Below are 24,183 nucleotides of genomic sequence, written 5' to 3' on the forward strand. Positions count from 1 at the left end.
TGGATTCGCCCCTCGGTGTGCTGGATAAAATCGCCCGGCTGTAAAGAAAGATCATGTTGACGGGGTGAACTTTTCCGATGAGCGACACAAGCACGATGCGGCCGCTGTCCACCGACTCCCAGGACACGGCCGGTCACGGCCGGCACCGGGGCCCGGTCTCGTCCCACGACGGCGACTCGGCACCGCACGGCCGGCACCGCAAGCCGGCTGAGAACAGGGCCGACGACAGGGCCGAGGCGACTGTCTGACAGCGCCGCAGACACATCGAAGGGGCTCCGGCCGTCCTTGGACGGCCGGAGCCCCTTCCGCATCCCCACCCCTGCCCTTACCCTTCGCCGCGCCGCAGTCCCAGCACCTCCGCCGCCGCGAACGTCTCCCCGGCCGGCCGTTGCGCGAAGTGCGCGCCGAGGACGGCGTCCAGCTCCTCGTAGCCGAACGTGTCCTCCTTGCTGTCGAACTTCGCCCGCACACGCGGCCGTTCGACGACGGCGACCATGCCGCCGTGCACCACCAGCAGCTGCCCGTTGATCCGCGCGGCGGCCGGCGAGGCCAGATAGCCGACCAGCGGGGCGACATGCTCCGGAGCGAGCGGGTCGAGCCCGCCGCCCTCCGGCCCGGACAGCCCCGCGAAGACGTCCTCCGTCATCCTGGTGCGGGCGCGCGGGCAGATGACGTTGGCCGTCACCCCGTACTTGGCGAGCGCGAGCGCCGTCGACGTCGTCAGCCCGACGATCCCGCCCTTCGCCGCCGCGTAGTTGGGCTGTCCTGCCGATCCGGCGAGGAACGCCTCCGACGAGGTGTTCACGATCCGCCCGTACACCGGCGCCCCCGACGCCTTGGAGCGCTCACGCCAGTGCGCGGCGGCGAACCGGGTCGTGTTGAAGTGGCCCTTGAGGTGGACCCGGACGACCGCGTCCCACTCCTCCTCGGCCATCGAGAAGACCATGCGGTCGCGCAGGATGCCCGCGTTGTTGACCAGCACGTCCAGCTTGCCGAACTCGGCGATCGCCGCCTCGACCAGCAGCCGGGCCTGTTCGAAGTCGGCGACGTCCCCGGTGTGGGCGAACGCGGCGCCGCCCGCCGACCGGATCTCGCGGGCCACCTCCTCGGCGGGAGCGGCCGACGCCTCGCCCGAACCGTCGCGGCCGGGCTGGCCGAAGTCGTTGACGACGACGGCCGCGCCCAGCCGGGCCAGCTCCAGCGCCTCGGCCCGGCCGAGTCCGCGCCCGGCGCCGGTGACGATCGCCGAGAGTCCCTCCAGCGGCCGGGACACGTGCGGGGAGACACCGTTGGACGTGTGCTGAGACATGCGGCGGCCTCAGATCTCGATGCACGTACGGAGCGCGGCCCCGGTACGCATCTGGTCGAGCGCCTCGTTGATCTCGGCGAGTGGCACACGGTGCGTGATCAGGCCCGACAGGTCGATCCGGCCGGCCCGCCACAGGGCGATCGTCCGCTCGTAGGAGCGAAGGACGTCGCCGCCGCCGTACATCGACGGCAGGATCCGCTTCTCGTCGAAGAACAGCTCGAACATGTTGAGCTGGAGGTAGTCGTCCAGGGCGCCCGCGCCGACGACGACGAGGGTGCCGCCGCGCCGGGTGTTCTCGTACGCGGTCCGCGCGGTCGAGGAGCGGCCGACGACCTCGAAGACGTAGTCGAACCCTTCGCCCCCGGTGACGAGTTGCTTCGCGCCGGGCAGCTCCTCCGGCGGGACGGCCTTCGTGGCGCCGAAGTTCAGCGCGGCCTCCCGGCGCGAGGCGACCGGGTCGACGGCGACGATCTCGGCGGCGCCCTTGAGCCGCGCGCCCTGGATGGCGGAGATGCCGACGCCTCCGCAGCCGATGACGGCGACCGACGAACCGGCCTCCACGTCGGCCGTGTTGAGCGCGGCGCCCAGTCCGGTCGTCACCCCGCACCCGATGAGCGCGGCGATGTCGAAGGGGACGTCCTCGGGGATCGGGACCGCGCATCCCGCGTCGACGACGACCTCCTCGGCGAAGGTCCCGGTGCCGGCGAAGCCGAAGACGTCTCCTCCGGGGCGGCGGAAGTTGGGCGTGCCCGCGTTCATGAACCCGGCCAGGCACAGTTCGGTCTGACCGCGCTTGCAGGCGGGACACGCCCCGCAGGCCGGCAGCCAGCAGACGACCACCCGGTCGCCCGGCTTCACCCGGGTGACGCCCTCCCCCACCTCCAGGATCTCGCCCGCGCCCTCGTGACCGGGCACGAACGGCGCGGGCTGCGGCAGCACACCGCCCATCGCGGAGAGGTCCGAGTGGCACAGCCCCGTGGCCCGCACCCGGATCCTGACCCGGCCCGGGCCGAAGCCCACCGCCTCGACGTCGTCGAGGACCTCCAGCTTGTCCTGACCGATCTCGTGCAGTACGGCTGCGCGCATGGTGCGGCTCCCCTCGGGTCCCCTCGGATGCTGGGTGGTTCAGGAGGTGCTTGTGGAGGTGCTTCAGGAGGTGGCGCGGGATCTCGTGCGGGGGTGGTGACGGCGGCGCACGGTGCGGCGACGGTGGTGACGGCGGTCAGGCGTGCTCGACGACCGTGTCGGCGAGGACCGGTGCGTCGTCCCGCTGCACGGCGCTGACGGCCACCCGGACCGCCCCCTCGCCGCGCCACATGCAGATGCGCAGGGTCTCCCCCGGGAACACCACCCCGGCGAACCGTGTCGCGTAGCCGCGCACCCGGCTGACGTCCCCGTCGAGCAGCGTGTCGACGACCGCCTTGAGCGTGATGCCGTACGTGCACAGGCCGTGCAGGATGGGCCGGTCGAACCCGGCGCTCTTCGCGAACTCCGGGTCGGCGTGCAGCGGGTTGTAGTCGCCGGAGAGGCGGTAGAGGAGGGCCTGGTCCTCGCGGACGGCCCGCTCCACCTCCTTGTCGGGATCGCCGGCGGGCGGGTCGAGCCGGGCGGACGGGCCCCGGTCGCCGCCCCAGCCGCCCTCCCCGCGGACGAAGATCTGGGCGTCGTTGGTCCACAGCGGGCCGTCCGCGTCGGCGACCTCGGTGCGCATGACGAGGACGGCGGCCTTGCCCTTGTCGTACACGCCCGCGATGCGCCCGGTGGCGGTGGCCCGGCCCTCGACGGGGAGGGGGCGGTGGATCTCCAGTCGCTGGCCGCCGTGCAGGACCCGGGCGAGGTCGACCTCGACGCCGGGCATGGACAGTCCGCTGATCACGCCCGGCGAGCCGGAGCCCGCGACGGTGGCGAAGCTCGGCAGGACGTGCAGCCGGGACTCCAGCGTGTAGCGCAGTTCGTCGGGGTCGGTGGCCGGTACGCCCGCGCCGATGCCGAGGTGGTACAGCTGGACGTCCCGGCGGTCCCAGGCGATCTCACCGGTCCGGGGTTCGGCGGCGAGCGCCTTGGCTGCGTCGATGGGCATGGGGCTCCTGATCGCTCGGATCGCTCGGATCGTGTCGAGACCTCGGCACGGCCGTCCGCACCGATCGGCCGCACCGAGGTCGCCACGGGGCCGCGGAACACGTCCTCCACGGAACAGACAGCAGGTCCAGGTACAGGTGCAGGTGCAGACCTAGAACGCGTTCCCATGCGGCGACCCCCTGTATAGCCCAGCCCCCGGCACTTGTGAAGAGACCTGACGGCCGACACCTGACGGTATGTCAGAAACAGTCGCCGGTGACATTTGTACCGGCCGGGTCCGTACATCTCGGCACTGCCGCGGACGGGCCCGGGACCGTAGCGTCGAACCCGGTCGCACCGCACGGGAGCGGTGGGCACGGGAGAAGGAAACGGGGACGGGGACCATGACAAGGTCGTTCGAGGACCGGCGACGCTCACAGGCGTGCCGCTGGGCCGCATGGCGCTCGGCCTTCCGGGAGGCCCGGGAGCAGCAGCGGCACTGGAAGGCCGACAAGGAACGCCTCAAGGACCGGTACCGGGCCGCCCACGAAGCGGGACGCCGGAGCGGGGTCCCCGCGGAACGGATTCCGGACGAAGCGGGTCCGCCCGCCAGCGGCTTCACGCTGATGCCGTGGCTGCTGATGGGGATGGGCGCCATCTCCAACCTCTTCCACGGCGAGACCCCCGACCCGTGGATCGGCGGTCTCGGCCTGCTGACGTTCAACTCCCTCTACATCTACGTCGCCTTCCGCTCCTTCGCGAAGGAGGCCCGCCAGGCCACCTCCACGCGGGTGGCGCTGGCCCTGATGGGCCTGGTGACCTGCGGTCTCGCGCTCGCCTACGGCGACAGCTGGCTGCTGTTCTTCCCTCTGCTGGGCCTCGCGACGGGCGCGGCCCTGCGCGGTCCCCACCTGCGCGCCGTCGGTACCGCGGTGGCCGTGGCGGCGGGGACGGTCTCCGGCGTCCACGAAGGCTGGGACGGCCTCACGATCGCCTACGCCACCTGGATCTCGACGATGGTGACGGCCGCGATCCTGTCCCTCTCCGAGGCCGTGCGGGAGCTGCGCGCCGCCCGTGAGGAGCTGGCCCGCCGGGCCGTGGAGGAGGAGCGGCTGCGCTTCTCGCGCGATCTGCACGACCTGCTCGGCCACACCCTCTCGGTGATCGTGGTGAAGTCGGAGGCGGCCCGGCGCCTGGCCCCGCGTGACATGGACGCGGCCCTCGCCCAGGTGACGGACATCGAGGCGGTCGGCCGCCAGGCGCTGACCGAGATCCGGGAGGCGGTCACCGGCTACCGCGAGGGGAGTCTGGCCGGCGAGCTGGACCGGGCCCGCTCCGCGCTCACGGCGGCGGGCGTCGAGCCGTCGGTGACCCGGTCCGGGCCGCCGCCGGACCCGCAGAGCGCGGCCCTGCTGGGCTGGGTGGTGCGCGAGGCGGTCACCAACGTCGTCCGGCACAGCGGCGCGACCCGGTGCCTGATCACGGTGACGGCCGCTCCGGAGCGGATCCGGCTGACGGTGACGGACGACGGACACGGCCGCCAGGGCGCGGACGGCGACGAGCGCTGTGCCCCCGGCGGCGGCACCGGTCTGACCGGTCTGCGCGAACGCCTCGCGACCGCGGGCGGCGCCCTGACGGCGGGCCCGGGCCCACGCGGCGGCTTCACGGTCACGGCGGAACTGCCGGTCGAGCCGGCGGCCGAGCCGTCCGTCGAGCCGCGCGAGTCGCAGGCCCGGTCGACGCCGGAACTCCCGGCGCACCCGGACGCGACGGCGGACGGGGACGCGAGCGGGGGCGCGGGCCGGGGCGAGGAGGGCGGCCAGGACGGGGGCCGCGACGGCGACCGGGACGCGACCACGTCGTCCGCGGCGGCGGAATCCGTCGGCACGGTGCCGTCCGTCGCCGTCGGCCCTAACCTGGGGCCGTGACCGAGACTCCGGGCGGGCCCGTGAACGAGATGCCCCGCCCCCATCGCCCCGCCAAGTCGATCAGGGTGCTCCTCGCGGAGGACCAGGGGATGATGCGCGGCGCCCTGGCCCTGCTGCTGGGTCTCGAACCCGACATCGAGGTGGTCGCCCAGGTGGGCGCCGGGGACGCGATCGTGGACGCGGCCCTCCTGCACCGACCGGACATCGCGCTGCTCGACATCGAACTGCCCGGCATGAGCGGCCTGGACGCCGCCGCCGAGCTGCGCGAACAGGCCCCCGACTGCCGGGTGCTGATCCTGACCACGTTCGGCCGGCCCGGCTATCTGCGCCGGGCGATGGAGGCCGGGGCGGCGGGCTTCCTGGTCAAGGACGGTCCCGTGGAGGAGCTCGCGGCGGCGATCCGCCGGGTGCTGACCGGCGAGACGGTCGTCGACCCGGCGCTGGCCGCGGCCGCGCTGAGCGCCGGACCCAATCCGCTGACCGCCCGCGAGCGCGACGTCCTGAAGGCCTCCGTCGACGGCGCGACGGTCGCCGACATCGCCGCCAGGCTGCATCTGTCGGAATCCACGGTCCGCAACTACCTCTCCTCCGCCATCGGCAAGACGGGCACGCGCAACCGTATGGAGGCGATGCGCGAGGCCCGGCAGCAGGGCTGGCTGTAGAGCCGGCAGCAGGGCCGGCTGCAGGCAGCGGTCCCGGCCCGCGCCGCGGCACGTGCCGGCGGCGACGCCCGCGGACGTCGCCGCCGGAGCGCCTCCTACAGTTCGGCGACCGCCGTGCCCGTGCGTCGCAGCACGCGCAGCGAGCCGGTGTCCGAGACCTCCGTGAAGGCCCCGGAGGCCAGGGCGCGCAGGTAGACGCGGTAGGGGGCCTGGCCGGTGAACTCGTCGACCGGATCCGGGAAGACGTCGTGGATGACGAGGAGCCCGCCCTCGGCGACATGCGGCGCCCAGCCCTCGTAGTCGGCGCTCGCGTGCTCGTCGGTGTGGCCGCCGTCCACGAAGACGAGTCCGAGGGGCGAGTTCCAGAACGCGGCGATCTGCGGTGACCGTCCGACGAGCGCGACCACGTGTTCCTCGAGGCCCGCCCGGTGCAGGGTCCGGCGGAAGGCGGGCAGCGTGTCCATCAGGCCTGTCTCCGGATCGACAGTCTCCGGGTCGTGGTACTCCCAGCCCGGCTGCTGCTCCTCGCTCCCGCGGTGATGGTCGAGCGTGAGGGCGCTGACCCCGGCCCGGCGGGCGGCGTCCGCGAGCAGGACCGTGGAACGTCCGCAGTAGGTGCCGACCTCCAGCAGCGGCAGCCCGAGCGCGCCCGCCTCGACGGCGGCCGCGTACAGCGCGAGCCCCTCGTCCACGGGCATGAACCCTTTCGCCGCCTCGAACGCGGCCAGGATCTCGGGCTCGGGCGCCGCGGTCGTGGGGGTCGAGGTCATGGGGGTCCTTCCGGTGGTACGCGGGTGAGGGCGCCCATGCTGCCGCACCCCCCGTCGCGATCGCGACGGGGGGTGCGGAAAGCCGGGGCCCTCGGCGGCCCTCGGCGCGCTCGGGGCGCGCAGGTCAGGCGGCCGGACGGTCGGGCCCTCGGGCGCCGGGCCGTCGACCGGTCAGGCGGTCGACCCGTCAACCGGCCGGACGGTCAGGCGGTCGACCGGTCGGACGGCCAACCGGTCAGGCGGTCAGGCGATCAGGCGGCCAACCGGTCAGGCGTTGACCGTCTCGGCCGGCAGGGCGAGGTCCAGGTCGACCGGTCGTTCGTCGCCCGCGTGGGTCGCGGAGCTCGCGAGCGGCCCGTGCCCGGCGGCCTTGGCGGCGAGGACGTAGGCGCCCTCGGCCGGGACGACGAGGGCGTAGCTGCCGTCCTCCTGCGACAGGGTGGCGCCCGCCTGGCGGCCGCGGCGGTCGATCAGGGTGACCTTGGCGCGGGCGACCGGGTCGCCGCCGGCGTCCAGGACACGGCCGCGGAAGCCCCGTAGGGCCTCCTCGGCGCGCTCCAGGTTGGCGTCCTCCTCGCTGCTGGCGCGCAGCTGCGGCACGGCCGACGGGCGCTGCTGCCTGGGCAGGAAGAGGGCGAGGACGAGGCCCACCGCGACGGCGGCCGTGGCGATCAGGAAGGAGACGCGGAAGCCGTGCATGGTCGGGACGGCGACGCCACCGACGTCGTTCGCCGTGTTGGCCAGCACCATGCCGATGACGGCGCTGGACACCGATGTGCCGATGGACCGCATCAGGGTGTTGAGGCCGTTGGCCGCGCCGGTCTCGGAGGCCGGGACCGCGCCCACGATCAGCGCGGGCAGCGAGGAGTAGGCGAGGCCGATGCCCGCGCCCAGGACGACCGCGATGACGAGGCTCTGCCAGGCGGCGCTCATCAGGCCGAGGCCGGCGCCGTAGCCGATCGCGATGATCAGCATGCCCAGGATCAGGGTGAACTTGGGGCCGTACTTGGCGGACAGCCTGGCGTAGACGGGCGCGGTGATCATCATCGTCAGGCCGAGCGGCGCGACGAGCAGTCCGGCGACGACCATCGACTGGCCGAGGCCGTAGCCGGTGGCCTTGGGGAGCTGGAGCAGCTGCGGCAGGACCAGGGAGACGACGTAGAAGGAGACGCCGACCATGATCGAGGCCAGGTTGGTGAAGAGGACGGCCGGACGGGCCGTGGTGCGCAGGTCGACCAGCGGGGCCTTCACGCGCAGCTCCATCACGCCCCACAGGACGAGGACGACGGCGGCGGCGGCGAAGAGGCCGAGGGTGGTGCCGGAGGTCCAGCCCCAGTCGCTGCCCTTGGTGATCGGCAGCAGGAAGAGGACGAGGCCGATGGAGAGGCCGATCGCGCCCAGGACGTCGAAGGTGCCCTCGGCGCGCGCCGGAGACTCGGGGACGACGACGAGGGTGAGGACGATGGCGAGCACGCCGAGGCCGGCCGCACCGTAGAACAGGGCGTGCCAGTCGGCGTGCTGGGCGATCAGGGCCGCGAGCGGGAGGGCGAGACCGCCGCCGACGCCGATCGAGGAGCTCATCAGGGCCATGGCCGAGCCGAGCTTCTCGCGGGGCAGCATGTCCCGCATCAGGCCGATGCCGAGCGGGATCGCGCCCATGGCGAAGCCCTGGAGGGTACGGCCGGCGATCATGGTGAGCAGGTCGCTGGTGAGCGCGCTGACCAGGGCGCCGACGACCATCACGGCGAGGCTGGCTATCAGCATGCGGCGCTTGCCGAACAGGTCGCCGAGTCGGCCCATGATCGGGGTGGCCACGGCGCCCGACAGCAGGGTCGAGGTCAGGACCCAGGTGGCGTTGCTGGGTGCGGTGCCCAGGAGCTGCGGCAGGTCCTTGATGACCGGGACGAGCAGGGTCTGCATCACCGCGACCACGATGCCCGCGAAGGCGAGGACCGGGACCACGGCTCCGCTCGCTTCGCGGGTGGGCCGGTCGGTGGTCGTGTGCGTCATGAGGGGGTGCCTCCGGGCGGTGGTTCGGTGATTACATGGGACCTGAACCTGTATGCACGGGCAACTATTCCGATGCTTCGGCGTACTAACGATTTCTTTATCTTCTCTTGACGCAAGCGACGGCAGACCGGTGGCGGGCCCCGGTCGGAGCGCGGACCGCCGCTCAGCGGGCCGGGGTCTGGAGGATGCCGCTGAGCAGCACGTCCAGGCCCCAGGCATCCCGGTCGCCGGACGAGAACAGGGCGGGCCGCAACGCGGTGATCATGGGGTAGCGGTCGGCGGGCAGGGCCGCGTACCGGCGGTCGGCGTCCGCCACGGCATCGTCCTCGTCGCCGCCCCGGGAGACACGGGCGCTGTGTTCGGCGGCGGCCGCGGCGATGTGCAGGTGGAGCAGGTCGACGGCCCAGGCGGCGGTGACGTCGTCGAGACCTCCCTGCTTGAGCAGGGCGAGCATGCGGTCGAGGACGAGCAGGGCGTTGGCGCCGGTGGGGATCGCGCCGAGGGCGACAGCGGCCAGCCCCTCGTGCCGGCCCATGGCCTCGACGCTCGCCATGACCAGGGCGTGCAGTTGCTCCCGCCAGCCGCCCTGCCCGGTGAGCGGGACCAGCGCGAGCGCCTCGTCCAGCATCGCCGCCATCAGGTCCTCACGGTTGGCGACGTAGACGTAGAGGGAGGCCGGTCCGGTGTCGAGCTCCTTGGCCACGCGGCGCATGGTCAGGGCGTCCAGACCCTCGCGGTCGAGGACGGCCAGCGCCGTGCGCACGATCACCTCGCGACCGAGCGGGGCCTTGGCGGGCCGCGCACGCCGACTGACCGGCCCCCCGGCCACGGCGGTGCCGGACGGCCCGGGAGAGGCGGGGCCCGCCGGGTCCATGGCGTCCGCGGGGTCCACGGGGAGCTCTGGCGGCTCGGGAGGTTCGGAGGTCGCGCGGGTCACGGGGAGAGGGTAGCGGCGCACGAACAACGGTCGCCACGAACAACGGTCGCTACCGGCACCGGTCGCCACTGGCAACGGTCGCCACTGACCACGGCCGAGGGAACAGGTCCGAACGAACCTGAGCGGACGAGCAACGTCGACGCCACGGCAAGGGCCCGGGCCCTCCCCAAACCTTTTGACACGAACACCGTTCGCTCCCTAGCCTGCCGAGCAGACGACGAACACCGTTCGGCACGAACATCGTTCGCTCCACTTCCAGGGGGAACCCAGATGATCCTGATCACCGGCGGCCGAGGCGCGATCGCCACCGAGTTGCTCGCCCTGCTGCACGCGGACGGCCTGCCCCTGCGGGTCGGTTCCGCCAGACCCGCCGACCTCGCCCCGCCGCCCGGCGTCCAGACGGTCGCCCTCGACCTCACCGACCCCTCGACCTTTCCGGCCGCGCTGGCCGGCGTCACCGCCGTCTTCCTCTATGCGAGCGCCGACCGCGTCACCGACTTCGTCGACCAGGCCCGGCGGGCCGGAGTCGACCATGTCGTGGTGCTGTCCAGCTCCGGCGTCCTGGGGCTGCTCGGCCCCGAACCGAAGGACGACGCCCTGGCCGCCTCCCATCTGGCCGTGGAGCGCGCGCTGCTCGCCTCGCCGATCGAGACCACCCTCCTGCGGCCGGGCTCCTTCGCCTCCAACGCCACGGCCTGGGCATGGCCGGTCAAGGCCGGAAGGCCCGTCAGCCTGCCCTTCCCCGGCGCCCACACCGACCCCGTCCACGAGAAGGACGTGGCCGAGGCCGCCCGCGCCGCGCTCACCGACCCCCGGCTCCGCGGCGGCCGGTTCACCCTCACCGGACCCGAGTCGCTGACGTTCGCCGAGCAGATCGACCGTCTCGCCGCCGTCACCGGTCTGGCCGTCGCGTACGAGCACGTCACCCCGGAGCAGTGGAAGAGGGAGACGGCCGAGCACATCCCGGCCGCCTACGCCGACGCCCTCCTCGCGTGGTGGCGGTCCGCGGACGGCAGGCCCGTCGACCTCACCCGCACCGTGGAGGAACTCACCGGCCACCCCGCCCGCCCCTTCACCGCCTGGGCCGCCGACCACATCGCCGACTTCACGACGCCCTGACCACCGGCATCCGGGACGAGCCGCGGCTGCCCGGCACGGCAGGACCGACGACTGGTTCGTCCCGCCGGGCTCCGCCGGCGCCGAGCTCCGATCGGTGGAGGTGACGCGTCGGGGGCGGCCGTTAGGGTGGCAGGCGTGTCGTACTCAGGCCCTCACTCCGACCCCTTCGGCCCCTCCGACCCCTACCGGCCGTCCGACTCCTTCGACTCGGACCGGCCTCGGCGGTCCCGGCTGCGCCGTCCGCTGACCGTGGCGCTGGCCGCGCTCGTGCCCGGGGCGCTGCTGGGCTGGCTGGCGTACGAGGCGCTGGGCGGGGCCGGGAGCGGCGGGGACGGCGGGCCGGACGGGGCTCGGGCGGGGGCGGGCGCCGCTTCGAGCGCTCCGGGGACCGCCCCGGGCGGTGACGACCGGCCGGGCACCCTCTCCGCACCGCCGAGCCGGGCCACCGCTCCCCTCAGGGGCAAGGTCGTCGTCATCGACCCGGGGCACAACCCCGCGAACTTCCGGCACACCGCCGAGATCGACCGCCAGGTGGACATCGGCACCAACCACAAGGAGTGCGACACCACGGGAACGTCCACGAACTCCGGTTACACCGAAGCCGAGTTCACGTTGGACGTGGCCCACCGGCTGCGCACGCTGCTGCAGCGGCAGGGCGCCACGGTGAAGCTGACGCAGGACGGGGACCGGCCGTTCGGGCCGTGCGTCGACGAGCGCGCCCGCATCGGGAACACGGCGCACGCCGACGCGGTCGTCTCGATCCACGCCGACGGCTCGGCGGCCGGCAACCGCGGCTTCCATGTGATCCTGCCGGCCGCGGTGCACGCGGGCGCCGCGGACACCCGGGCCGTCGTCGGCCCGTCGAAGGACCTCGGAAAGGTGCTCGCGAGCGACTTCGCCCGTTCCACGGGCACTTCGCCGTCCAACTACGTCGGAGACGGAACCGGTCTCGTCACGCGCAGGGACCTCGGCGGTCTCAATCTGTCAACGGTTCCCAAGGTGTTCATCGAGTGCGGCAACATGCGCGATAGCAAGGACGCGGCGCTGCTGACCAGTGGCGTCTGGCGGCAGAAGGCGGCGCAGGGGATGTCTGAGGGAATCGTGAGTTTCCTGCACGGGTCCTGATCAGCGCCCGGATCCCGGCGGACAGCGCGATCGTGCGGACGATAGTGTCGTCCCTACGATGAGGGGCCACCCCCGCGCTCACACCGGGGCCTGACGGCGACCTGGTGACAGCGACGCCTCTACCGATATGTGTATGCGTGTGCCGATGACGAGACGACTGACGAAGGACCTGAAGTGAATATCCGCTCCCTCACTCGAGGCGACGGCGTGGTGATCGGAGCAGCGGTATTGCTGTTCGTCGCGTCGTTCTTCGATCTCTACTCGATCGACGGGATCCCTGACAGCTACGATCTGCCGAACCTCTGGAACAGCGGGCCCGTGCTGTTCGGCGTCGTGCTCGCGGGGATCATCGGCGCCGCTCTCGTGGTCGTCAGCCGGGGGCTGCCGCAGGCGCCCAAGGTCGTCGGACTCGAGCTCCGTCAGTTCGGCGTGGCCTTCACGGTCTTCGCCGCGTGGAGCGCGCTGGGCAACATCTTCGACCCGTCCGGCGGCTACGACAACGTCGGCGACAGCTCGAACGCCCCCGACGCCGGAGCGGGTCTGATCCTCGCCCTCATCGCCACGCTGGTGCTGGCCGGCGCCGCCGTCGCCACTCCTCTCGTCCCCGCTCTCCAGGCCGGTCTCGTCCCGGCGCCGAAGCCACAGGCTCCGCAGCCCTACGGCGCGCAGCCGCCCGCCGGTTACGGCTACCCGGGCGCGCCGCAGCCCTCGGCGTTCGGCGGCCAGCCGCAGCCGGGCCAGCCCGGTCAGCCGGGTCAGCCGGGTCAGCCGGGCGGGCAGCCCTTCGGCGGGCAGCCGGGTCCGGCGCAGCCGGCGGCCGCGGACTTCTCGCCGTTCTGGTTCGCCGTGCCCGTGCCGCGTCCGCTGTACGCGGAGGACGGCGCGCCGACGCCGATCGCCGAACTGGCTCCGGGCACCTGGTACCTGGCGGTCGAGCAGGGCGCCCAGGGCCTGGTCGCACAGACCCAGGACGGCCGGCGCGGCGTCCTGCGGGACACCTCCGGCATCCAGCGCGGCTGAGCGTCCGCCCCGACCACGTCGGACCACGGCAAGCAGGCCCCTCGCCCTTCCGGGCGGGGGGCCGTTGTCGTACAGTCGCAGCCCCCTGCAACTGACGGACCGTCAGGAGGCTGTCATGCGGCTCGGTCTCGCGCTCGGCTACTGGGGCCGCGGCCCCTCCCCGGACCAGGTGGAGCTGGCCCGGGAGGCGGAGCGGCTCGGATACGACTCGGTGTGGACGGCGGAGTCCTGGGGATCGGACGCCTTCACCCCGCTCACCTGGATCGCCGCACGGACGTCCACGATCAGGCTCGGCACGGCGGTCGCGCAGATGGCGGCCCGCTCCCCCACCACGACCGCGATGCACGCCCTCACCCTGGACCATCTGTCCGGGGGACGGATGATGCTCGGGCTCGGCCTGTCCGGCCCGCAGGTCGTCGAGGGCTGGTACGGCCGCCCCTTCCCCGGATCGCCGCTGACCGCGACCCGGGAGTACGTGGACGTGGTCCGGCAGGTGCTGCGGCGGCAGGGTCCGGTCGAGACCGACGGCCGGTTCCATCCCCTCCCCTACCGGGGCCCCGACGGGACCGGCCTGGGCAGGGCGCTGAAGTCCATCACCCATCCGCTGCGGCCGGATCTGCCGGTGCTGCTCGGCGCGGAGGGGCCGAGGAACGTGGCGCAGACCGTGCGGATCGCCGACGGCTGGCTGCCGTTGTACTGGTCGCCGAGCAGGCCCGACGCGTACGGCCCGGGGATCGAGGAACTGCCGGAGGGCTTCCGGGTGGCCCCGATGGCGCGGGTCAAGGTGTGCGACGACGTCCCCGAAGGGCTGCTGGCCGTCAAGGCCATGCTCGGCTTCTACATCGGCGGCATGGGCCACGCCACCCGCAACTTCCACGCCGACCTGATGGCGCGCATGGGCTACGAGGAGGAGGCCCGGCACATCCAGGACCTGTTCCTGGCGGGTCGTCGTGAGGAGGCCGTGCTCGCCGTGCCGGACGCCTTCGCCGACGAGATCTCCCTCGTCGGACCCCGCGAACGCATCGCGGAGCGGCTGGAGTCGTGGCGCAAGGGCCCGGTGACGGACCTGCTGGCCGTGGCCCCGGACCGGACCTCGCTACGGGTGCTGGCGGAGCTCAACTCCTGACAGGGCAAGGGCAAGGGCAAGGGCAAGAGCAAGGGCCAGGCTCTGGCCGGCCAGAGCCCTGTGCCCAACAAGCCGGAAGCGCCCGAGGTTTCATTCGGAATCGAACGGCAATCCGGATGGCATGTCTCGATATCGCAGTGGTTCCAACTCGGCAGGAACGGTCATAGCGGTCGTCGCGGACGTCATGGCCGTCATCCTCGGGCTCTGGATCCTCATGTATCTGCTGGACGCCAACCGGGGCAACGACCTCGTCCAGTTCATCCATCACACGGCCAACTGGCTCGCCGGCTGGTCCCGTGACCTCTTCACGTTCGACGAGGCATGGGCCCGCGTCGTGGCCGGTTACGGCCTGGCGGCGGTGGTGTACCTGTTCGTCGGCCACGCCATCGCGAACCGCGTCCACCGCCACTGAGCCCCGCTCGGTCCCCGCACCCCCACAGTCCCCTCACTCCCCGGAGCCCCCGCAGTCCGCTCGGTCTCCGGAGCCCCCGCAGTCCTCTCGGACCCGGGAGTCCCCGGAGTCGACCGTGCGCTCCGAGCTCTCCTCAGGCGCAGCAGTCGGCTTCCAGCCCGGAGGGCAGCTGCTCTCCGCCGAAGACGGCGCAGGTGGCCTCGTGACCGCCGAGGGCCGCGACGGCGAGCAGCAGCGATCCCGCCGTCCAAGTGGTCAGCTCGCGGGGCCAGATGGCCTCGTCCTCGAACACGAACCCGGTCCAGTACAGCCCCGACTCCGCGTCCCGGAGGTGCTGGATGGCCTGCAGGATCTCCAGCGCGCGGTCGGACTCGCCCATCGCCCACAGAGCGAGGGCGAGTTCGGCCGACTCGCCGCCCGTCACCCAGGGGTTGGGAGCCACGCAGCGCACGCCCAGCCCGGGGACGACGAACCGCTCCCAGTCCGCCTCGATGCGGGACTTGGCCTCCGCGCCGGTCAACGCGCCGCCCAGGACGGGGTAGTACCAGTCCATCGAGTAGCGGTCCTTGTCGAGGAACCGTTCCGGGTGCCGTCGTATGGCGTGCCTCAGGGCGCCCGCCGCCAACTCCCAGTCGGGCTGCGGCTCTTCGCGCTGCTCGGCGACGGCCAGCGCGCAGCGCAGCGCCTGGTGGATCGAGGAGGAGCCGGTGAGCAGCGCGTCGGCGGTCGGCGTGCCGTCGTCGTCGCGCCGCCAGCCGATCTGCCCGCCGGGCTGCTGCAGCCGCAGCACGTACTCGATCGCCGCGTGGACGGTCGGCCACATGCGGTCGAGGAAGGTGTCGTCGCCGGTGGACAGGTAGTGGTGCCAGACGCCGACGGCTATGTAGGCGACGAAGTTCGTCTCGCGCCCCCGGTCGGTGACGGCGTCGAACTCGCCGTCCTGGTAGGCCGCGAACCAGGAACCGTCGTCGTTCTGGTGGCGGGCCAGCCAGTCGTAGGCGCGCTCGGCGGCCTCGTGCTCGCCGGCCGCGTCCAGCGCCATGGCGGTCTCGGTGTGGTCCCACGGGTCGAGGTGGTGGCCGCGGAACCACGGGATCGCGCCGTCCTCCCGCTGTACGGCGAGGATGCCGGCGACGGTCGCGGCGGCCTGCTCGGCGGTGAGGACCCCGGTCAGGACGAGGTGTTCTGTCCGGGGCGTCGTCACTTGGCGGCCGCCTCGGACAGCGAGGGCAGATGGGGCTTGGTCGCGTAGGCCACGAAGCTCTTGCCGATGAGCGGGTTCAGCGCCTGCTCGGCGACCCGGGTGGCCAGCGGCTTCTTCATGATGTCCCAGACCAGCAGCTTGTGGTAGGCGCGCACCGGCAGCGCCTTGTCGTTGTCGACGCCGAACGCGCACTTCAGCCACCAGTACGGCGAGTGCAGCGCGTGGGCGTGGTGGGTGCCGTACGGCTTGAGGCCCGCCTCGCGGATCTTCTCGAGCAGTTCGTCCGCCCGGTAGATGCGGATGTGGCCGCCCTCGACCTCGTGGTAGGCGTCGGAGAGGGTCCAGCAGACCTTCTCGGGGCCGTAGCGCGGGACGGTGATCGCGATGCGGCCGCCCGGCTTCAGCACGCGCACCATCTCCGCGAGGACGCCCTTGTCGTCCGGTATGTGCTCCATGACCTCGGAGATGATGACGACGTCGAAGGACTCGTCGGGGAAGGGCAGGGCGAGGGCGTCGCCCTCCATGGCGGTCGCGGTCGCGCCCTCGGGAGCCTCCCCGGCCTCCTTCATCGCCGCGAACCACTTGGCGACCTCGCGGATCTCCTCGGCGTTCTGGTCGAGGGCCACGACCTGTGCGCCGCGCCGGTAGCACTCGAAGGCGTGCCGGCCGGCCCCGCAGCCGAGGTCCAGGACCCGGTCGCCCGGGGCGAGCGGGAACCGGGAGAAGTCGACGGTCAGCACGTGGCCCTGCTTTCGCGATCGGATGCTTCGGATACATCGGCGGCGGGAACGACGCCGGTCGCCCGGGCGTCGACGGCCTCGGGAGCTGAAGGGGCGGAAGGAACGGAAGGAACGGCGAGGGCCGCGGGGGCAGTCGGCGCCGCCGTCGCCCCGGGCGCCGCCGTCGCTTCGGGGGCCGCCGTCATTTCGGCGGCGACGGGGCGAGCCGGCGGAGCCTCGGGGGCCCGGGTGCGGCCGTCGTCGGCCATCGCCTCGCGGTAACGGGCCACGGTCCCCTCGGCGGCCCGCGCCCAGGTGAACCGCTCCAGCACCCGCTGCCGTCCGGCCGCGCCGAGCCGGGCCCGCAGTTCCGGGTCGCCGAGCAGCCGGCCCAGGCCCGCGGCGAGCGCGCCCGCGTCGCCGGGCGGCACGGCCAGGCAGGTCTCCCCGTCGCGCCCGGCGACCTCGGGGATCGCCCCGCCGGTCGTGGCGATCAGCGGGGTGCCCGTGGCCATGGCCTCGGCGGCCGGCAGGGAGAAACCCTCGTACAGCGACGGCACGCAGGCGACCTCCGCCGAGCGCACCAGGTCGACCAGTTCGGCGTCGGAGATGCCCTTCACGAACTCGACGGCCCCTTCGAGGCCGTACCGCTCGATCGACTGGGCGACCGGCCCCTCCTGCGGGCGCTTGCCGACGACGACCAGGTGGGCGTGCGGGTGCTCGGTACGCACCTTCGCCAGGGCGTCGACGAGGTGGACCAGGCCCTTGAGCGGAACGTCCGCGCTGGACGTCGTCACGATCCGGCCGGGTATCTGCGCCACGGCGGGATTCGGCGAGAACAGGTCGGTGTCGGCCCCGATGTGGACGACGTGGATGCGGTCGTCGCGGACGCCGAGATGGTCGACTATCTCCTGGCGGGAGGTCCCGGAGACGGTGAGCACGGAGGGCAGCCGGCGGGCCACGCGCTTCTGCATGGCGGTGAACGCGTACCAGCGGCGCACGGAGTACCGCCGCCGCCACCCCTCGGCGGCGTCCAGCTCCAACTGCCGGTCGACGGTGATGGGGTGATGGATGGTGGTGACCAGGGGTGCGCCGACGTCCCCCAACAGGCCGTAGCCCAGAGTCTGGTTGTCGTGCACGACGTCGAACTCACCGCGGCGGGCGCGCAGATGGCGGCGGGCGCGCAGTGAGAAGGTCAGCGGCTCGGGGAACCCGCCGGTCCACATCGTCGCCACTTCGAGGGCGTCGATCCAGTCGCGGTACTCGCCCCGACCGGGGGTGCGGAAGGGATCCGGCTGACGGTAGAGGTCGAGGCTGGGCAGCTCGGTGAGGGAGAGCCGGTCCTCGTGCCCCGGGTCGAGTACCGGGTAGGGCTGCGAACCGATGACCTCGACGCGGTGCCCGAGACGGGCGAGCTCGCGTGAGAGATGCCGAACGTAGACGCCCTGGCCCCCGCAGAACGGGTTTCCCTTATAGGTGAGGAGCGCGATCTTGAGCGGTCGCCCGCCGTCAGCGGCAACGTCATGCCGAGACCCTGCCTGACTGGCCTCAGCGGTCACCCCGGGCCCCCTTCTGCCTGCATTGTCCCGCGAGACTACGTCGGGACGCTAACCTAGAACAAGTTTCAGACTTGATCGTTCGGGAGGCTCTGAATCTACCGGCAGGTACGAGCGCTGTGAGCAGTGGATCAGGTGATTCACGCCACCACCGATCACCCGTCAGCCGTATGATCACCGCCCCTCACCGACTGTCACCACGACTGTCACGGAACGGACCGGAACGGGACCCATGTCTGCGGAAGCCAGCCCTCAGCGCCCCGCGCACTCCTCCCTCACCGAGCGGCAGGAGGCGCGCCGCCGCCGCATCCTGCACGCGAGCGCGCAGTTGGCCAGCCGGGGCGGTTTCGACGCGGTGCAGATGCGGGAGGTCGCGGAGAACTCGCAGGTCGCCCTCGGCACGCTGTACCGCTACTTCCCCTCCAAGGTGCATCTGCTGGTGGCCACCATGCAGGACCAGCTGGAGCACATGCACGGCACACTGCGGAAGAAGCCGCCGACGGGCGAACGGGCGGCGGAGCGCGTGGCCGAGACCCTGATGCGCGCGTTCCGCGCCCTGCAGCGCGAGCCGCACCTGGCCGACGCGATGGTCCGTGCGCTGACCTTCGCCGACCGCAGCGTCTCACCGGAGGTCGACCAGGTGTCCCGTCAGACGACTGCGATCATCCTGGACTCGATGGGCCTGACCGACCCCACCCCCGAGCAGCTCTCCGCGGTCCGCGTCATCGAGCACACCTGGCACTCGGCGCTCATCACCTGGCTGTCGGGCCGCGCGTCCATCGCGCAGGTGCGGATCGACATCGAGACGGTGTGCCGGCTGATCGACGTGACCGACCCCGAGGCCCGCAACGAGCCGCCGACGCGCGCATAGCGCCGCGCGACGGCACGGATCGACCGCCGGATCGCCCAAGACGCCGCTGGCGCCTCGGTCCCTCCCGCCGTGGACGTGGACGTGGACGTGCATGGAGATGTCGACGGCGACGTCCGCCTGCACATCCACGTCGTTCCCGGTCCCGACGGCGTCCCTACCTCACTCCTCGGGCGGGAACACCGGCTCGCCGTTCCCCGCCAGCGTGATCATGATCGCCTCCACCGGGCAGCTCTCCGCCGCCGCCAGCACCCGCTCGTTGGCGTCCGTGTCCGGGTCGGCCGGATGGGACTGACGTGCGGTGTCCAGCCGGAAGCCGTCCGGCGCGTGATGGACGCACTGGGCGGAACCGATGCACAGGGACCGGTCCACCTCGACGCGCCACCGGTCCCCCGCTCCTGCGCCCGGACGCTCCGGCGCGGGAGGCGCCCCCACCTCACTCACCCCTCCCAGCCCGCCGGGAGATGGATCATCTTGTGCTCCAGGTACTCGCCGAAACCCTCGGGCCCGAACTCCCGCCCCAGGCCGGAGTTCTTGTAACCGCCGAACGGTCCGAGCATGTCCAGGCTGAAGGTGTTCACGGAGTACGTCCCGGTGCGGACCTGGCGGGCGATCTCGACGCCGTGCCCGACGTCGGACGTCCACACACTGCCGCTGAGCCCGTAGTCCGAGTCGTTCGCGATCTTCACCGCCTCGGCCTCGTCACTGTAGGGCAGCAGGCAGATCACCGGGCCGAAGATCTCCTCGCGGGCGATCCGCATGGAGTTGTCGACGTCGCCGAAGAGGGTGGGCTCCACGTACCAGCCGCGCTCCAGGCCCGCCGGACGCCCGCCGCCCGTGAGGATCTTCGCGCCCTCCTCCTGCCCGATGCGGATGTAGTCGAGGTTGCGGAGCTGCTGCCGCTCGGCCACCAGCGGGCCGAGCTGGGTCGCCGGGTCCAGCGGGTCGCCGACCACGAGCGCGTCCGCCGCCGCGGCGAAGGCGTCCGCGAACTCGTCGTAGCGCGAGCGCGGGAGCAGGATCCGGGTCTGGGCGACACAGGCCTGGCCGTTGTTCATCCAGGCCGCCGAGGCGATCCCGGGGACGGCGGTGGCGAGGTCCGCGTCGGGCAGGACGAGCGCCGCCGACTTCCCGCCCAGCTCCAGGGTCACCCGGGTGAGGTTGCGGGACGCCACCTCCATGACCCGCTTGCCGGCCGCGACCGAGCCCGTGAACGAGACCTTGTCCACGCCCGGGTGCCCGACCAGGTACTCGCTCACCTCGCGGTCCGCCGGGAGGATCGACAGCACGCCCTCCGGCAGCCCGGCCTCCCGCACGATGTCCGCGAGGACGTAGGCGTCCAGGGGCGACTCCGGGGACGGCTTGAGGATCACCGTGCAGCCGGTGAGCAGCGCGGGAGCGAGCTTGGCGGCGGCGACGAACTGCGGGACGTTCCAGGGGACGACCGCCGCGACCACCCCGACCGGCTCGCGCCGCACGAGGATCCGGCCGAGCACGCCGTCGCGCCCCTCCTCGTAGGTGAAGCCCCGGGCGACGGTGATCGCCGCGTCCCACACCATCATCGCGCCGAGGGCCTGCGCGAGGACGCTCCAGGAGTACGGGGAGCCGTTCTCGGAGGAGATCACCCGGGCGAGCTCCTCGTGGCGCGCGAGGATCCCGTCCTTGATCCGGCCGACGACCTCGATCCGCTCGTCGAGCGAAAGGCGGGGCCAGGGCCCCTCGTCGAAGGCCTGCCGGGCGACGGCGACGGCCCGGTCCACGTCGGCCGGCGAGGCATGCGGCACCCGCCCGATGACCTCCTCGGTGTGCGGCGAGATCACCTCGATGACGGCATCGCCCAGCGGGTCGGTCAACTCCCCGCCGATGAAAAGCTTTCCGTGCTCCACGAGCTCAGCCATGGCCACTGCCTTCATTTTCTGACGGTGTTTCAGAAACTGATACCAGTTCTAGTTATAGTGGGCAATGGCCGTGGGACGGAGGGCAGATGACGAACGTGTTCGATCATGGCGGGGGTGTGCGGTCCCTGCGGGTGCCCATCCCTGACAACCCGCTCGGCCACACGCTCGTCTATGTCGTCGACACCGACCGCGGGCCGGTGCTCGTCGACACCGGCTGGGACGACCCCGCCTCCTGGGACGCCCTCGATGCGGGCCTCAGGGCCTGCGGCACGTCCGTCACCGCGCTGCACGGCGTCGTCATCACCCACCACCACCCCGACCACCACGGCCTGTCCGCCCAGGTGCGGGAGGCGTCCGGGGCGTGGGTGGCGATGCACGCGGCGGACGCGTCGATCGTGCGGCGGACCCGGGAGACCCGCCCCGAGCGCTGGTACACGTACATGGCCGAGAAACTGGCCGCCGCCGGAGCCCCGGACGCGCACCTCGCCCCGCTGCGCACGGCGCGCCGCCGCACCCTGCCCGGCCTCTCCCCCGCCCTCCCCGACCGTGAGATCGTCCCCGGCGAGCTCCTCGATCTGCCCGGCCGCCGACTGCGCGCGATCTGGACCCCCGGGCACACCCCCGGCCATGTCTGCCTGCACCTGGAGGAGGACCACCCGGCCGGGCTCCCGGGCCGCGGCCGGCTGTTCTCCGGTGACCATGTGCTCCCCGGCATCACCCCGCACATCGGCCTCTACGAGGACCCCGACGACGCGACGGTGACCGACCCCCTGGGCGACTACCTCGACTCCCTCGAGCGGGTCGGCCGGCTCGGGCCCGCCGAGATCCTCCCGGCCCACCAGCACGCCTTCACCGACGCCTCGTCCCGGGTAAGGGAGTTGCTCGCTCACCACGAGGAGCGCCTCACGGGGCTCATCTCACTCCTCGCCTCGCCCCTCACCCCATGGCAGCTCGCCGAACGCATGGAGTGGAACCGGCCCTGGGAGCAGATCCCCTACGGGTCGAGGAACATCGCCGTCTCCGAGGCCGAGGCGCATCTGCGGCGGCTGGTGAAGCTGGGCCGGGCGGAGGCCGTGACGGGCAGCGACCCCGTGACGTACGCGGCGGTGTGATCCCTGCCCCCTGACCCCTGGGGCTCCGCACGATCCGGTCGGTCCGATCGCGTGGTGGCGGGCCCACCTGTCGGACAGCTCCATGGACTCCAAGGACCCTATGAACCCGATCGACCCTGTGAACCCGATCGACCCGATCGACCCGATCGACCCCCTGGAGCGGCTGCTCGCCGAACGCGCCTGTGAGCGGCTCGTCGTCGACTTCGTCCACCGTCTCGACCTCGGCGAACCGCCGACCGTGGCCGAACTGTTCACCGAGGACGGCAGCTGGGCGTGGCCGGCCGGCGAGCGGCTCGTCCAGGGGCGGCCGGCGCTGCGGGAGTACTTCGGCGCGCGGCCCGCCGACCGACTGTCCCGCCGTCTCATGGCGAACATCCTGGTCACGGTGACCGCGCCGGACGCCGCCACGGCCACCTCGTACTTCTCGACGCACCGGGTCGACGGGTACGAGGGCGGCACCGTCCCCGCGGGCCCCCCGGTCCAGGTCGGCCACTACGAGGACACGTTCCGCCGGGTCGGCGGCGAGTGGCTGCTGGACCGGCGGGTGCTGTTCCTGCCCTTCGGGGGGCCCACGCCGCGCGCGGTCGAGCCGTCGGCGACCTGACCGACTCCCGCGCGGGGACGAGGAGTTACCTCTCCAGCGGGCGCATCGCGGGGGCGGCGGGCCGTCGGCGCACCGCCTCCGTCCGGCCACCGGCATGAGCAGGACCCAGGCAGGGACACGGGCAGGGACACGGGCAGGAGCCCGCCGTCGTCCGCAGGCGCCCCTCGGACGCCTGCTTACCTGCCGGTAGAGTGGCCGGGTCGTATCACGCCCGTACAGGGGGAAGCCGGTGCAATTCCGGCGCTGACCCGCAACCGTTGACAGCCGGATCACCTGGCACGGGGCCGTGACCGGCTCATGTGCGTCGGCAGGTCGGCCGTCGCACGGCACCGTCGAGGCATACGGAGCCGAGCCGCCGGGGTCGCCCCGTGCTGCCCGGCTCCCTCACAGGGAGAGGCACCCGCCGATCATGAACGTCCGCCGTAGCGCCGCGGCTCTGGCCGCCGCCACCGTCGTGCTGGGCGCCGCCGTCCCCGCGGTGGCCGCCACCGCGTCCCCCACCCCGCCCGCGGCGATACCCGCCGGGCTGTACGGGACCGGGGACCCGACCTACGACGGCGTCTGGCGCCAGTCGCTGGCCCTGCTCGCGCAGCACACCACGGGCGTCGCCCCGGCCGACGCGGCCGTGACCTGGCTGGCCGGCCAGCAGTGCGCGAACGGCTCCTTCGCCGCTTTCCGCGCCGACGCCGCCAAGCCGTGCGACGCGAAGCTGACGGTGGACACCAACAGCACGGCGGCCGCCGTCCAGACGCTGGCCGCGCTCGGCGGCCACAGCGCCGGGACGCAGAAGGCGGTCGGCTGGCTGAAGTCCGTGCAGAACACGGACGGCGGCTGGGGCTACTTCCCCGGCGGGGCCAGCGACACGAACTCGACGTCCGTCGTGGCCGGGGCGCTGGCAGCGGCCGGGCAGCAGCCGGGCGGAGTGAAGAAGGCCGGAAAGTCGCCGTACGACGCCCTCGTGAAGCTCTCCCTCCCCTGCGACCGGGCCGGCGGCGGCGCGTTCGCGTACCAGCCGGACAAGAAGGGCGGCCTCGCGGCCAACGCGGACGCGACGGCGGCGGGCGTCCTCGGCGTCCTCGGCAAGGGGTTCGTGACGACGGCCGGCAAGGCGTCGCCGGGCGACCACGCGTGCGGCGGCTCCTCCGCCGCGCTCACCCCGGACGGGCTCGCCCGCAACGGCGCGGCCTACCTCGCCGGGGCGGTCGCCCACGACGGCCATCTGAAGTCGGTCCTGCCCGGCTCCGCGGACCAGCCCGACTACGGCAACACCGCCGACGCGGTGGTCGCCCTCGCCGCCCTCGGGTGGACCGAGCAGGCCAGGAAGCCCCTGGCCTGGCTGGAGCAGAACGCCGTGGGCTGGGCGAAGCAGAACGGGCCCGCCGCCTACGCCCAGTTGGTCTTCGCGGCGCACGCCATGGGCGTCGATCCGCACGCCTTCGGCGGCACGGACCTGGTCGCACAGCTCAACGCGACGGGTCCGGCCCCGCAGAGCGCAGCGAAGGCGGCCGGCGCGACCGCCTCGGCGGACCCGAAGAAGGCGGACGACTCGGACGGCTCCGGCACGGGTTACAGCCTCTGGCTGATCATCGGCGTCTTCCTCGTGGCCGGCATCGGCATCGGCTTCCTGATCAGCGTCCGCGGCAGGAAGCAGCAGCCGTGAGGCGTCTGCCCGCCGTACGCACCCCCGCGCGCGCCCATACTCACGCCCGTGCCGATATCCGTGCCCGTGCCCGTGGCCGTGCCCGT

The 24,183-nt window shown here is 72.8% G+C and carries 23 protein-coding genes and 1 riboswitch; of the genes, 12 read left to right on the forward strand and 11 right to left on the reverse strand.

All coding sequences use genetic code 11. The features are described from left to right. Positions 1 to 77: 77 nt before the first annotated feature. Positions 78 to 248 carry a hypothetical protein gene (locus BG482_RS43880; protein ID WP_176741357.1) on the forward strand — a complete coding sequence of 57 codons (171 nt, stop codon included), beginning with the start codon at positions 78 to 80 and terminating at the stop codon, positions 246 to 248. A 77-nt stretch (positions 249 to 325) separates the two neighbouring features. Here the strand turns inward: BG482_RS43880 and BG482_RS12015 are convergent, their stop codons facing one another. From BG482_RS12015 to BG482_RS12025, 3 genes are all read right to left on the reverse strand, one after another. Further along, positions 326 to 1,273, reverse strand: a complete 948-nt coding sequence (locus tag BG482_RS12015; protein WP_069769075.1) for a 3-oxoacyl-ACP reductase — start codon at positions 1,271 to 1,273, stop codon at positions 326 to 328. 45 nt (positions 1,274 to 1,318) lie between these two features. Then, positions 1,319 to 2,395, reverse strand: coding sequence for a Zn-dependent alcohol dehydrogenase (locus BG482_RS12020; RefSeq protein ID WP_069768962.1), 1,077 nt, complete (start codon positions 2,393 to 2,395; stop codon positions 1,319 to 1,321). Positions 2,396 to 2,531: 136 nt separating this feature from the next. Continuing rightward, a complete protein-coding gene (locus BG482_RS12025) occupies positions 2,532 to 3,389 on the reverse strand; it encodes a MaoC/PaaZ C-terminal domain-containing protein (protein WP_069768963.1) in 858 nt (285 codons plus the stop codon). Positions 3,390 to 3,771: 382 nt separating this feature from the next. Between BG482_RS12025 and BG482_RS12030 the strand changes: the two genes are divergently transcribed. Next, positions 3,772 to 5,295 carry a sensor histidine kinase gene (locus tag BG482_RS12030; RefSeq protein ID WP_069768964.1) on the forward strand — a complete coding sequence of 508 codons (1,524 nt, stop codon included), beginning with the start codon at positions 3,772 to 3,774 and terminating at the stop codon, positions 5,293 to 5,295. Positions 5,296 to 5,324: 29 nt separating this feature from the next. Then, positions 5,325 to 5,957, forward strand: coding sequence for a response regulator transcription factor (locus BG482_RS12035; protein ID WP_069769076.1), 633 nt, complete (start codon positions 5,325 to 5,327; stop codon positions 5,955 to 5,957). Positions 5,958 to 6,052: 95 nt separating this feature from the next. Here the strand turns inward: BG482_RS12035 and BG482_RS12040 are convergent, their stop codons facing one another. From BG482_RS12040 to BG482_RS12050, 3 genes are all read right to left on the reverse strand, one after another. After that, positions 6,053 to 6,727, reverse strand: a complete 675-nt coding sequence (locus BG482_RS12040) for a class I SAM-dependent methyltransferase (RefSeq protein ID WP_069768965.1) — start codon at positions 6,725 to 6,727, stop codon at positions 6,053 to 6,055. A 267-nt stretch (positions 6,728 to 6,994) separates the two neighbouring features. Further along, on the reverse strand, positions 6,995 to 8,737 hold the full coding sequence (locus BG482_RS12045; protein WP_069768966.1) for an MFS transporter: 1,743 nt from the start codon (positions 8,735 to 8,737) through the stop codon (positions 6,995 to 6,997). A 163-nt stretch (positions 8,738 to 8,900) separates the two neighbouring features. Then, positions 8,901 to 9,674: a TetR/AcrR family transcriptional regulator gene (locus BG482_RS12050; protein ID WP_256096337.1), complete on the reverse strand. Its 774-nt coding sequence runs from the start codon at positions 9,672 to 9,674 to the stop codon at positions 8,901 to 8,903. A gap of 270 nt (positions 9,675 to 9,944) precedes the next feature. On the opposite strand from BG482_RS12050, the gene BG482_RS12055 reads away from it, so the two are divergent. The 5 genes from BG482_RS12055 to BG482_RS12075 all read left to right on the forward strand — a co-directional run bounded on the left by BG482_RS12055 (position 9,945) and on the right by BG482_RS12075 (position 14,476). Beyond that, positions 9,945 to 10,793 (forward strand): NAD(P)H-binding protein, encoded by an 849-nt coding sequence (locus tag BG482_RS12055; RefSeq protein ID WP_069768967.1) that lies wholly within the window; start codon positions 9,945 to 9,947, stop codon positions 10,791 to 10,793. 135 nt (positions 10,794 to 10,928) lie between these two features. Then, positions 10,929 to 11,918: an N-acetylmuramoyl-L-alanine amidase gene (locus BG482_RS12060; protein ID WP_079141758.1), complete on the forward strand. Its 990-nt coding sequence runs from the start codon at positions 10,929 to 10,931 to the stop codon at positions 11,916 to 11,918. A gap of 174 nt (positions 11,919 to 12,092) precedes the next feature. Then, on the forward strand, positions 12,093 to 12,938 hold the full coding sequence (locus tag BG482_RS12065; protein WP_079141759.1) for a DUF5336 domain-containing protein: 846 nt from the start codon (positions 12,093 to 12,095) through the stop codon (positions 12,936 to 12,938). Positions 12,939 to 13,053: 115 nt separating this feature from the next. Continuing rightward, positions 13,054 to 14,064, forward strand: a complete 1,011-nt coding sequence (locus BG482_RS12070) for an LLM class F420-dependent oxidoreductase (protein ID WP_069768969.1) — start codon at positions 13,054 to 13,056, stop codon at positions 14,062 to 14,064. A gap of 121 nt (positions 14,065 to 14,185) precedes the next feature. Next, a complete protein-coding gene (locus tag BG482_RS12075; protein ID WP_069768970.1) occupies positions 14,186 to 14,476 on the forward strand; it encodes a hypothetical protein in 291 nt (96 codons plus the stop codon). A gap of 133 nt (positions 14,477 to 14,609) precedes the next feature. On the opposite strand, the gene BG482_RS12080 is transcribed toward BG482_RS12075, so the two are convergent. From BG482_RS12080 to BG482_RS12090, 3 genes are read right to left on the reverse strand one after another with little or no spacing between them, the layout of a single operon-like run. Continuing rightward, on the reverse strand, positions 14,610 to 15,680 hold the full coding sequence (locus tag BG482_RS12080; protein ID WP_069768971.1) for a prenyltransferase/squalene oxidase repeat-containing protein: 1,071 nt from the start codon (positions 15,678 to 15,680) through the stop codon (positions 14,610 to 14,612). Continuing rightward, a complete protein-coding gene (locus BG482_RS12085) occupies positions 15,677 to 16,420 on the reverse strand; it encodes a class I SAM-dependent methyltransferase (protein ID WP_069768972.1) in 744 nt (247 codons plus the stop codon). The genes BG482_RS12080 and BG482_RS12085 overlap by 4 nt, the downstream gene beginning before the upstream one ends. Further along, the gene (locus BG482_RS12090; protein WP_069768973.1) at positions 16,414 to 17,958 is read right to left on the reverse strand and encodes a glycosyltransferase family 4 protein; all 1,545 of its coding nucleotides are present in this window, start codon (positions 17,956 to 17,958) and stop codon (positions 16,414 to 16,416) included. The genes BG482_RS12085 and BG482_RS12090 overlap by 7 nt, the downstream gene beginning before the upstream one ends. Before the next feature lie 229 nt (positions 17,959 to 18,187). On the opposite strand from BG482_RS12090, the gene BG482_RS12095 reads away from it, so the two are divergent. Beyond that, positions 18,188 to 18,826, forward strand: a complete 639-nt coding sequence (locus BG482_RS12095; RefSeq protein ID WP_069768974.1) for a TetR family transcriptional regulator — start codon at positions 18,188 to 18,190, stop codon at positions 18,824 to 18,826. 159 nt (positions 18,827 to 18,985) lie between these two features. Here the strand turns inward: BG482_RS12095 and BG482_RS12100 are convergent, their stop codons facing one another. Beyond that, on the reverse strand, positions 18,986 to 19,258 hold the full coding sequence (locus tag BG482_RS12100; protein ID WP_069768975.1) for a ferredoxin: 273 nt from the start codon (positions 19,256 to 19,258) through the stop codon (positions 18,986 to 18,988). Between the two features lie 5 nt (positions 19,259 to 19,263). Further along, entirely contained in the window at positions 19,264 to 20,721 is a 1,458-nt protein-coding gene (locus BG482_RS12105; RefSeq protein ID WP_069768976.1) for an aldehyde dehydrogenase, read from the reverse strand. Positions 20,722 to 20,807: 86 nt separating this feature from the next. Here BG482_RS12105 and BG482_RS12110 point away from each other — a divergent pair, with 86 nt between their 5' ends. The 3 genes from BG482_RS12110 (at position 20,808) to BG482_RS12120 (ending at position 24,097) form a co-directional block, all read left to right on the forward strand. Beyond that, complete coding sequence (locus tag BG482_RS12110) at positions 20,808 to 21,833, forward strand: MBL fold metallo-hydrolase (RefSeq protein ID WP_069768977.1); 1,026 nt, start codon at positions 20,808 to 20,810, stop codon at positions 21,831 to 21,833. Between the two features lie 100 nt (positions 21,834 to 21,933). Further along, complete coding sequence (locus BG482_RS12115; RefSeq protein WP_069768978.1) at positions 21,934 to 22,437, forward strand: nuclear transport factor 2 family protein; 504 nt, start codon at positions 21,934 to 21,936, stop codon at positions 22,435 to 22,437. A 175-nt stretch (positions 22,438 to 22,612) separates the two neighbouring features. After that, a riboswitch (cobalamin riboswitch) is annotated at positions 22,613 to 22,733 on the forward strand. 113 nt (positions 22,734 to 22,846) lie between these two features. Continuing rightward, on the forward strand, positions 22,847 to 24,097 hold the full coding sequence (locus tag BG482_RS12120; protein ID WP_069768979.1) for a prenyltransferase/squalene oxidase repeat-containing protein: 1,251 nt from the start codon (positions 22,847 to 22,849) through the stop codon (positions 24,095 to 24,097). Positions 24,098 to 24,183: the final 86 nt, after the last annotated feature.

Origin of the sequence: Streptomyces sp. LUP30 (genome assembly GCF_001746365.1) — a bacterium.
Taxonomy (GTDB): Bacteria; Actinomycetota; Actinomycetes; order Streptomycetales; family Streptomycetaceae; genus Streptomyces.